We start from the raw sequence: 10,171 nt of genomic DNA, 5'->3' as shown, positions 1-10,171 counted from the left end.
TCGCTGACTTGGAATAACCAAGCGGCACTCACTCCGCCTGGGCTTGCGGGAAAACCGGCTCCGTCTTGGTGGTGTGAATAAATCAGTGCTTCCCTAGGCGAGCGCGGAACGCGTCTCCAGCCACTCGGCCAGCACCGCCCAGACCGCCGACTGCGCCCTGTTGCCCATCACCACCCCGGCATGTCCACCGGGCGCGATGACGAATTCCCGGTCCGGTGACCGCACCAGATTGAGGATCGTCTGCGCCGACTGCGGTGTGACGATGGCATCGGCCTCGCCGGCGAACACCAGCAGCGAGCATTCGATGGCATCGAACTGGGACACGCGATCGCCGACCTCGATACGCCCCCGCGACAGGTCATTGTCCACGCCCACCTTGACGATGAAGTCCTGGACGATGCCGCCCGGGTAGTCCTCCATGTTGTCGAGGAAGTGCGACGTCGTCGTGTGATGCACGAGGTAGTCGCGATCCGCCAGCTTGGCGAACACATCCCAGTAAGCGGTCAGGCTGCCGACCGGGTTGGTCAGCTTGAACGCCAGCGAATTGAGCCAGCCCGGGACCTGAAGGTAAGCCGGGTCGACGTTGTGGACGCGAAAGCTCGTGTACTTGCGGATCAGGTAGGCCGGCAGCTCCATCGCCCGGGTCACCCGCGCCGCGATCCCGCCCTGGCGATAGTCGATGGGGCTGGCAATGGTGATCAGGTTGCGGATGTTCGCGTCATGCGACAGCCCGGCGTAGATCAGGCTGAACAGGCCACCCATGCACCAGCCCAGCAGGCTCACCGGCTGCACGCCGGCGTGCTCGCGCACCGCGGTCAGCGCCTCGCCCAGCATCTCCTCGGCATAGTGGCGGATGCTGTAGTGAGCGTGACGCTCGCCAGGCGACCCCCAGTCCACGAGATAGACGCGGTAGCCGCATGCGCGCAGGTAGCGCACGAAGCTGCGCTGGGGAATCAGGTCGAAAATGACCGAGGTGGCGGCCAGCGGCGGCACGATAACCAGCGGCACCGCGTGCTCCTCGTCCTGCACCGGCAGACTGCCACCGTCGCTCAGCGGAATGCTGCGCTCCCGCAACGGCGGGTAGTAGCGCACGGTCATCGGCGAGCGCCGGGCAATCTCCTCGTAGGGCGTCTGATTGGATTGAATCAGCGCCCCCGGCCGAAACATCCGGTCGAAGGCATTGTTCGCCACGGATGCGGCGAGGCGATTGGCCTGCAGGCCACGGTCGATGACCCGGTTGATCAGCTTCATCCGGATGGTCGGTCAGGGTGGGCGGGCGATTCTAGCGATGCGAACCCGTCACCGCAGTGACCCCGAAGCGGCGAAAGTCCCAGCCGCCACGCCAGGGGCTGAGTCCGCGTGCCTACCCTTCGACGACCTCGAATCGCAGCCCGGCATGGGTCTGCAGTCGCTGCATGAACGCATCACCCAGCAGGGTGGCTGGCGTCCAGAACCCACCGGGAGCATCCTTCGGCACGTCCAGCGCCAGGCAGGCCCCGGCCTCGCCGAGCATCTTGCCGGTGGAGCCATAGCCCGGGTCCCGGTCACCGGTGACCTTGGTGACCAGTAGCTCGTCCGTGCCCGGGCCATGCCCGAAGAAGCGGACGTCGAAGAATCCGGCCTCCTGCTCCGCCGGCGTCGGCCCCTCGCCCGGCTTGGGCACCACGAAGCGCTGCAGCAGCCAGCGTGTCGGCGGAATCACCGAAGCGGTCATGAACCCGGCCATGCCCAGCGCGACCGAGATCGCGGCCAGGCGCCCCTTGGAGCTGATGCCCGTCATCATCGCCTCGTCATAGACGAAGTCGTCTCCGTAGGGAAATCCGGCGATGGCATTCGAACGGTGAACAACGCGAGTGTTGATCGCCGCCATGACGAATGGCGCGAGCCAGCTTCGCGCGTCCGGGTCGTACTCGGCGAAACTCACATTGGGCTGACGCGGACCTTTTTGAAGTTCGGGCGGGCACAGCAGATGCGGGTTCGCCAGTTGCTTGCGCAGCGCCGGATCACGCTTGGCCTCCTGAACCACATTGAGCAGGCTGGCGACCGTCCCACCGGAAAACCCACCCCGGGCCGCCTTCACGCGCATCTTGACGCGCGAAATCGACGTGCCGAAGCGCTCCCTGGCCTGCTGCTGGAAGAAGTGCAGTCCCAGATCCGATGGCACCGAGTCGAATCCGCAGCAATGCACGATCCGCGCGCCGGACTGCTTCGCGGCGTCCTCATGCGCATCGATCATCCTCCGGATCCACTGCACCTCACCGGTCAGGTCGCAATAGTCAGTGCCGCTTTCGGCGCAGATGCGAACCAGCTCCGATCCGTATAACGCGTAGGGACCGACCGTCGAGATCACGACCCGGGTCTGGCTGCACAACGTGGTCAGCGCGGTCTCGTCATCGGCATTGGCGAGGATCAGCGGGATGTCCGCCGCACCGGGTCCGAGCTCGCCGCGGACACGCTCGAGCTTGCTCCGCGAGCGCCCCGCCATCGCCCAGGTCAGTTCACCGCCCGACGCGCCGTGACGTTCAAACAGATAACGACTGAGTATCTGGCCAACAAAGCTGGTGGCGCCGAAGACCACGACATCAAACTGTGCACTCATTCGGAATGACCGCTTTCCATGAATCGGGCGCGGAGTATCTCGCAAGCTCCCCGGCCACGCACATCGCTCGGGGCCGGCCAGCCACCGATCCGCCGCCGCCCCTCAACATGTCGGGTATTGGAGACAGCGGATAACCCGTTGAATGATAAGAATTAATTTCCATCCGCCAGGCTTTGGCAACAGGCCGCCTGTGACTCGGATGAGACACCACTAAAAACATAACTCATTGTTTTAACGTGATTTTTTATTGGCACGCCCTATGCGCTAGAGATGGGGACAGTGGATCGCGCTGTCACCAACTTGAACCGACGAGACACAACAATGAAGGCACAGATCACGGTATTGATGAGCGCGCTCTTCGCCAGCGCCGCCGCCCTGGCTGGATCGGGTTCAGCGGATGTGCAGGGCTCGATGAACTCCGACAATCGCTCCGCCGACGCCGAAACTCAGATCGGCGCGGAAGGCTCCGAGAACGGGGCATCCGCCGATTACTCCGGCAGCTACAGCTATGACGGCACCAAGGGCGAGGTCAAGGGCTCGATGAGCGGAAAGATGTCAATCAGCATGGACGAGATCGTGGACTCACCGGATGCATCCTTCGCCAAACTGGACCGGGACGGCGACGGCATGATTTCCGCCGGCGAATCCACATCCAGCCGCCCCGTGCTGACGCGGTTCGATCGCGTCGACAAGGACGATGACCGGATGCTGTCGTCCACCGAGTTTGATGCGCTGGTCGCGTCCTTCGAAGACGAGATGGCGGAGTAACGCCTGACCGACGCTAGACGGACTCGTTTCGACATGAGTCGGGTCCGACGCGCAGCGCACCACCCTGCGCGTCGGCATCCAACCCCATTGCACGACACAAGGACGATCATCATGGCAATTGATTTGCCACCATCTGAACCCGCGCAAATCATCACCAGCGCGCCGACGGCAGACTATGGTCAGGCGCTCGCTCTCTCGGACGGTGACAGGTTCTTTCAGGTCTATGGCAACAGCCTGTTGTCCCAGGACGCGGTCATCGCCGCGCTGGACGATGTCAACAGCACCGAAGACGCACTGGCAGCGCTCAGCGAAGCGTATCGCGATCGCGGCTACTTTCTGGTCCGGGTGCAGGCGCTGGAAACACGGCGCGGGACCAACCTGTATGTCACGGAGCGGCGCTTCACCGACGTGGACGTTCCAGACCCGCTGGAACCCTATTTCGAGCGCTTTCTCAACAAGCCGGACGTGACCGATAACGGTTTTAGACGCATGGCCCTGCTCGCACAGACGCATGCCCGCCAGGCCGGGTATGAGCCTTACGCGCTGTACCCGGTCGATGAGAAAGACCCGACAGCAATGACCTTTGATGTGAAGGTCGACGGTGCTCAGCGCAAGCGCTACACGCTGGACCTGGGTGTCTCGAACTTCGGCAACCGCTTCATCGGCGAGTACTTCGCGATGGTGGACGCCTCATATGCGGATGTCGACGGCAACCGATACCGCGCCAGCATCGACGGCGCGTTCGAAGGTGAAGGCCCGTCGGAGGACGACGGCGATCTGATCAAGGCCGGTCTCGGCTACGACCGCATCGGCGTGCTGGGGCAGTTCAGCCTCGACGCGTCCTACACCGACTACGACTATGTCGTATCCACCGACCGCGAGTTCGGCCCCGTCATTCCGGACCTCGGCATCTCGCAGCGCAGCTACGCGGGCGAGACACTGGAAGTCTCCGCCGAGGCGTCCCACCTGCTGTTCGCCGGCGAGCGTACCCGCCTGATCATCGCGGAATCCGTGTCCTACGTGGATGACGAGGTCACCGACGAGACGGCCGATGCCCTGGTGCTGGACGAGCGCTATACCCTCGCGGGCCTGCGTGGAACGCTGGGGCACGAGTTCGCCCTCTTCGGCCTGCCCCATTCCGTCGGACTCACGGTCGAGGGGCAGCACGCCATCTCGGCCGACACCGCCGAAACGGGTGCCGGTCGCGCCGATGCCGATGACGATTTCACCGTTTCCACCGTCCAGGGCAGCTTCGCCGTGGATGTGCTGGAGCACACATCGGTCAGCCTGCTCGCCGAACACCAGTGGGCCTTCGATCCGCTGCCGCAGAACGAGGAATGGGTACTGGGCGGGCCAACCCGCATCGCCGCCTATCTGCCCGGTGCCCTGGAAGGCGACGAAGGCAGCTATGGACGGCTTGAAGTGACCCAAAGCGCCATTCCTGCGGGTATCGCGACATTCGAAGTCGCGGTGTTCTACGAAATCGGTACGGCTGAATACGAGGAACGGTTCGATACCGAGCGGCAGACCATCGCGGATGCAGGCGTTCAACTAACCACCGCCCTGCTGGACGATCGCCTCGCCCTCACCGTGATCTCCGCCCACCCGACGCAGCGCGACAACGTCGATCGCGACGCGCTGGATCGCATTGAACAGGATGTCTTCGTCCAGGCGCAGTGGAGCTTCTAGCCATTGCGCCCGCGAGGGAACGCACTCGATACGACAAGGAGGAAAAGCATGCTCAGACTCGCCATCGCATTTTTCATCATCGCGATCATCGCGGCCGTCTTCGGCTTCGGTGGCATCGCGGCGGCGGCCACGGACATCGCGAAGATTCTGTTCTTCATCTTCCTCGTGCTGTTCGTACTGGCCCTGCTCGCCGGTGCCCTGCGCGGGCGACCGCCGGTCTGACCGGTTTCACCCCTTCCCCCCTCTATCCCCAATCATTCCCCAGGAGTTAACCATGACAACTGCTATTCGCAACGGCCTGCTGGCCCTGTTCGCCGCTCTGATGATCGGCGCCTTCTCCGCCTGTGACAGCGACGATGGAGCCGCCGAGGAATTCGGCGAAAAGGTGGACGAAACCACCGAAGAGGTCGAAGAGGAATACAACCAGACCAAGGAAGACATCGAGGACTCCGCCGAGGACGACGATGGTGGCAGCAGCCACTGATCGATCAGAGAGGCAGAACCTCGAACGAAAAACGGCGGCCGATGGCCGCCGTTTTTCGTTGTCCCGGGGAACCTGTCGGCAAATCCGGGAGTTTTCTCGGTTCTATCAAGGCAAATAAAAAGCCACCCGCAGGTGGCTGTTTATTAACGATAATTTGGTCGGGGTGAGAGGATTTGAACCTCCGACCACCTGCACCCCATGCAGGTGCGCTACCAGGCTGCGCTACACCCCGAAAGAGGCGGGATCATACCGGGATTGAGCGGCCGACTCCACCGCTTCCGAACAATTTTCCGCGGAACCTCAGAGCTGACGAATAATCGCTTCAAGCTCGATGCGTATTTCTTCCAGCGCCTTGCGTGCCGGCGACTTGGGCGCGTCTCCGGCGATGTTCTCCTGCAACTGCTGACGGGCACCGCCGATGGTGAACCCCTTGTCGTAGAGGAGATGACGGATCTGGCGGACGAGTTCGACGTCACGTCGCTGGTAATAGCGACGATTGCCGCGCCGCTTCACCGGGCGCAGCTGCGTGAACTCCTGCTCCCAGTAGCGCAGCACGTGCGGCTTGACCGCACAGAGCTCGCTGACCTCCCCGATGGAGAAGTAGCGCTTGGCCGGAATCTCCGGCAGCTCCAGCGTGGGAACCTGGACGCGCTCAGGTACTGCGGCGGGCACTTTCGTCGACTCGACTGCGCAGCTTCTGACCAGGTCGGAACGTGACGACGCGACGGGCGGAGATCGGAATCTCCTCGCCTGTTTTCGGGTTGCGGCCCGGTCGCTCGCGCTTGTCCCGCAGTTCGAAGTTCCCGAATCCCGAAAGCTTCACCGGATCGCCTGCCTCCAGCGAACGACGGACTTCCTCGAAGAACAATTCGACGAACTCCTTCGCTTCCCGCTTGTTGAGCCCGAGCTCCTCAAACAGCGTTTCCGCAAGGTCTGCCTTGGTCAACGCCACGCTTATTCCCTGAAACTAACCCCCAATTTGGTGTCGAGCTCCGTCCGCACCTGGGCAACGGCCTCGTCCACCTCCCGATCGGTTAGCGTGCGCGTTTTATCTTGGAAAATCAAGCTCAAAGCGACGCTTTTGGAGGAAACGGGTAAGCCCGCGCCACGATACACGTCAAACACGTCCGTTTTGCGAAGAAGCGCGCCGCCAGCCCGACGGGCCACGGCCAGCATTTCACCCACCTGCAGCGACTCCGGGCAGACGACCGCCAGGTCACGCCGGGCGGCCGGCTGGTCAGCCACGGGCTCATAGGCGGGAGCCTCACCGGCCAGCACGGCCTCCAGCTCGATCTCGAAGACGATGGTGTCCTGTCCGATGTCCAGCCGTTGAGCCGACGCGGGGTGCAGACGGCCAAGCCAGCCCACCGGGCGACCATCGACGAGCAGGCGTGCCGACTGTCCCGGATGCAGCGCGGGATGCGGCTCGACGCGACACTCCAGCTCACGCCGGGTCTGCCGCACCAGGGCCTCCAGATCGGCCTTGATGTCGTAGAAATCCACGGGCGTCGCATCGGCATCCCAGTGCTCGGCGACCCGCCGCCCGGCAGCCAGTCCCGCCAGCACGCGCGGCTGCTCGACATCAACGCCATCCGGATGAAACTGCAACCCGATCTCGTAGATGCGCAGGCGATCGAGGCCGCGCGCACGGTTGTGCTTGAGCACACCGACGAGGCCGCTCCAGACCGTGCTGCGCATGACCGACATCTGCTCGGCGATGGGGTTGTCCACCGCCACGACAGGCCGGCCGCCCGACAGCACCACGTCAACGTCGGCATCGACAAAGCTGTAGGTGATCACCTCGCTGTAGCCGCGCGAACACAGCAGATCGTGCACCCGGTGGCGGCGAACCCGCCCTTCCGGCAACTGACCGAACGCCAGTTCCACCGAACGCGGCCCGCCGGGGAGATGGTCGTAGCCGACCACGCGCGCCACCTCCTCGACCAGATCTTCCTCGATGGTCAGATCGTATCGATGCGATGGCGGTGTGACCCGAAGCTGGTCACCGCCATCCTGCTCCACCACGCAACCCAGCCGTTGCAGAATGCCGCGCACGGCGTCTTCCTCGATCGCACCACCCAGCAAGGCGGCCAGGCGGGTCAGCCGCAGCTGCACCGTTTCGCGCGGGGCAACGTCGGCGACCGACACCACCGGGCCCGGCTCGCCACCGCAGATCTGCATCACCAGTTCGGTGGCACGCTCCATCGCCAGTGCCTGCAACGCGGGATCGACACCCCGCTCGAAGCGATAAAGCGCATCGGATACCAGCTTGTAACGTCGACCGACACCGGCCACGGCCTGCGGCGTGAAGCAGGCAGCCTCCAGAAACACCTCAGTGGTCGCATCGGACACCGCGGAGGCGGCGCCGCCCATCGCGCCGGCCAGACCCACGGGCCCGGCTTCATCAGCGATGACCAGACACTGCCCATCCAGTTCGATCGGCTGCTCATTCAGCAGCGTCAGCGACTCGCCGGCGGCGGCTCGACGCGCGGTCAACGCGCCAGACAGCTTGGCGTCGTCATAGGCATGCATGGGCTGACCGAGCTCCAGCAGCACGTAGTTGGTGATGTCCACCAATGCGCTCTTCGGCCGCAGGCCGGCACGCCGCAGCCGCTCACGCATCCAGGTCGGCGTCGGCCGGGTGGCATCGACATTACTGATCAGGCGGCCACAGAACGAGGGGCAGTCGGCAGGGTCCTGCGCGGCCACACCCCGCTGACGGTCATGGACGGCCGCCACGGGTGCCGTGGCCACCGGCGACCATTCGGTCTCGTAGAGCACCGCCACGTCACGAGCAACACCGCGCAAGCTGGTGCAATCCCCGCGATTTGGGGTGAGTTCGATTTCGATCACCGTGTCATCGGCGCCGATCGCGTCGCGGAAGTCCTGGCCGGGCGCATAGTCGCCGTGCAGTTCCATCAGACCGTCAGCCGCATCGCCCAGCCCCAGCTCGCGGGCCGAACAGAGCATGCCCTGCGACTCCACGCCGCGCAGCTTGGCCTTCTTGATCCTGACATCGCCCGGCAGCGTCGCGCCAACGGTCGCGAGCGGCACCAGCATGCCCTCACGGACATTGGGCGCGCCGCAGACGATCTGGATCGTCCCCCTACCGTCGTCAACCTCGCAGACGCGCAGTTTGTCGGCGTCGGGATGCGGCGCCACGGCGGCGACACGCGCGACCACCACGCCGGAAAACGCCGGGGCAACCGGTTCGACGGAATCGACTTCCAGGCCGGCCAGCGTCAGGCGTTCGGCCAGCGCCTCGGAGGTGTCGTCCACCGACACCCATTCGGACAACCACTGGGTACTGACTTTCATGGTTCGGTCCTACTGAAACTGGGAGAGAAAACGCAGGTCGTTCTCGAAGAACAACCGCAGGTCGTCGACGCCGTAGCGCAGCATCGCCATGCGCTCCATGCCCATGCCGAAGGCATAGCCGGTGTAAATCTCCGGATCGATCCCCACCGCGCGCAACACGTTCGGGTGCACCATCCCGCAGCCGAGAATCTCCATCCATCCGGCGCGACCGTTGAGGTCCTCGTAGTGGATATCCACCTCGCAGGAGGGCTCGGTAAACGGGAAATACGACGGCCGGAACCGCGTCTTCACGTCGCGTTCGAAGAACGCGCTGAGAAACGCCTTCAGGTCCGCGCGCAGGTCGGCGAAACTGACACCGCGGGCGACGTAGAGGCCCTCCAGCTGATGGAACATCGGGCTGTGCGTGCGATCGGAATCACAGCGGTAGACACGGCCCGGAGCGATGATCCGCAGCGGCGGCTCGCGCTGCTCCATCATCCGAATCTGCACCGACGAGGTGTGCGTACGCAGCACGCGACTGCCCCCGCCCACGTAAAACGTGTCGTGCATCGCACGCGCCGGGTGGTTCGGCGGGAAGTTCAGCGCCTCGAAGTTGTGGTAGTCGTCCTCGACCTCCGGGCCCTCGACGATCTCGAAGCCGATGGTGCCGAACAGATCGCAGATCCGGTCGATCACGCGCCGGATCGGATGCGCTCCGCCGTATCCGATACCGCGGCCCGGCAGCGTGACGTCAATGGCCTCACCCTTCAGGCGTGCATCGATCGCCTCGCGTTCCAGCGTTTCGCGCCGGGCGTTGATCTGTTCGATCAGTGCCTGCTTGCTTTCGTTGACCTGAGCCCCGAACGTCCGTCGCGCCTCCGGCTCCATCCCGCCCAGGGTTTTCAGCAACGCGGTGATGCGCCCCTTCTTGCCCAGCATCTCGACGCGGACGGCATCCAGCGCGGCGGCATTGTCAGCGGCGGCGATCCGCGAGGACGCATCCTCGCGTAACACATTCAGATCTTCCGACATTCCATTGATCCGATTGATATTTTATCGTTTTCAATCCCGTCCGCTCGATGCAGCCGTGAACGTGCGGGCAACAAAAAAGGGGAAGGCCAAGAAGCCTTCCCCTTCTGATTCGACGGTCACATTGTCATCCCCCGGAGGGGCGGACAATGCGGGTCAGAGGCTGGCCTTGGCTTGCTCGGCGAGCTGACCAAAAGCCACTGAATCGTGTACGGCGATGTCCGCCAGCACCTTGCGATCCAGTTCGACACCCGCTTCCTTCAGACCGTGAATGAAGCGGCTGTACGACAGTCCGTTTTCCTTGG

11 protein-coding genes and 1 tRNA gene are annotated in these 10,171 nt (G+C 63.9%); 4 read left to right on the top strand and 8 right to left on the bottom strand.

The features are described 5' to 3' along the window. Positions 1-93: 93 nt before the first annotated feature. Positions 94-1,251, bottom strand: coding sequence for an alpha/beta fold hydrolase (locus tag ABNS06_RS04780; RefSeq protein WP_348672894.1), 1,158 nt, complete (start codon positions 1,249-1,251; stop codon positions 94-96). A gap of 112 nt (positions 1,252-1,363) precedes the next feature. Beyond that, positions 1,364-2,599, bottom strand: a complete 1,236-nt coding sequence (locus ABNS06_RS04775) for a saccharopine dehydrogenase NADP-binding domain-containing protein (RefSeq protein WP_348672893.1) — start codon at positions 2,597-2,599, stop codon at positions 1,364-1,366. Positions 2,600-2,920: 321 nt separating this feature from the next. On the opposite strand from ABNS06_RS04775, the gene ABNS06_RS04770 reads away from it, so the two are divergent. The 4 genes from ABNS06_RS04770 (at position 2,921) to ABNS06_RS04755 (ending at position 5,540) form a co-directional block, all read left to right on the top strand. Then, positions 2,921-3,367: a hypothetical protein gene (locus ABNS06_RS04770; RefSeq protein ID WP_348672891.1), complete on the top strand. Its 447-nt coding sequence runs from the start codon at positions 2,921-2,923 to the stop codon at positions 3,365-3,367. 111 nt (positions 3,368-3,478) lie between these two features. Beyond that, positions 3,479-5,056 carry a ShlB/FhaC/HecB family hemolysin secretion/activation protein gene (locus tag ABNS06_RS04765; RefSeq protein ID WP_348672890.1) on the top strand — a complete coding sequence of 526 codons (1,578 nt, stop codon included), beginning with the start codon at positions 3,479-3,481 and terminating at the stop codon, positions 5,054-5,056. 48 nt (positions 5,057-5,104) lie between these two features. Further along, the gene (locus ABNS06_RS04760; RefSeq protein ID WP_348672889.1) at positions 5,105-5,278 is read left to right on the top strand and encodes a DUF1328 family protein; all 174 of its coding nucleotides are present in this window, start codon (positions 5,105-5,107) and stop codon (positions 5,276-5,278) included. A gap of 52 nt (positions 5,279-5,330) precedes the next feature. Next, positions 5,331-5,540 (top strand): hypothetical protein, encoded by a 210-nt coding sequence (locus ABNS06_RS04755; RefSeq protein ID WP_348672887.1) that lies wholly within the window; start codon positions 5,331-5,333, stop codon positions 5,538-5,540. Positions 5,541-5,695: 155 nt separating this feature from the next. Here the strand turns inward: ABNS06_RS04755 and ABNS06_RS04750 are convergent. The 6 genes from ABNS06_RS04750 to ABNS06_RS04725 all read right to left on the bottom strand — a co-directional run. After that, a tRNA-Pro gene (locus ABNS06_RS04750) sits at positions 5,696-5,772 on the bottom strand. A gap of 68 nt (positions 5,773-5,840) precedes the next feature. Next, a complete protein-coding gene (locus tag ABNS06_RS04745; protein ID WP_348672885.1) occupies positions 5,841-6,212 on the bottom strand; it encodes a MerR family transcriptional regulator in 372 nt (123 codons plus the stop codon). Then, entirely contained in the window at positions 6,193-6,492 is a 300-nt protein-coding gene (locus tag ABNS06_RS04740) for an integration host factor subunit alpha (RefSeq protein WP_348672884.1), read from the bottom strand. Before ABNS06_RS04740 ends, ABNS06_RS04745 begins: the two co-directional genes overlap by 20 nt. A 2-nt stretch (positions 6,493-6,494) precedes the next feature. Further along, entirely contained in the window at positions 6,495-8,858 is a 2,364-nt protein-coding gene (pheT, locus tag ABNS06_RS04735) for a phenylalanine--tRNA ligase subunit beta (protein ID WP_348672883.1), read from the bottom strand. A 9-nt stretch (positions 8,859-8,867) separates the two neighbouring features. After that, a complete protein-coding gene (pheS, locus tag ABNS06_RS04730; protein WP_348672882.1) occupies positions 8,868-9,869 on the bottom strand; it encodes a phenylalanine--tRNA ligase subunit alpha in 1,002 nt (333 codons plus the stop codon). A gap of 153 nt (positions 9,870-10,022) precedes the next feature. Continuing rightward, positions 10,023-10,171 (bottom strand): 50S ribosomal protein L20 (locus ABNS06_RS04725; RefSeq protein ID WP_348672896.1); only part of this gene is annotated, 149 nt, incomplete at its 5' end.

This window comes from uncultured Abyssibacter sp., assembly GCF_964000955.1.
Taxonomy (GTDB): domain Bacteria; phylum Pseudomonadota; class Gammaproteobacteria; order Nevskiales; family OUC007; genus Abyssibacter.
This window is presented reverse-complemented; position numbering and strand designations above follow the sequence as displayed.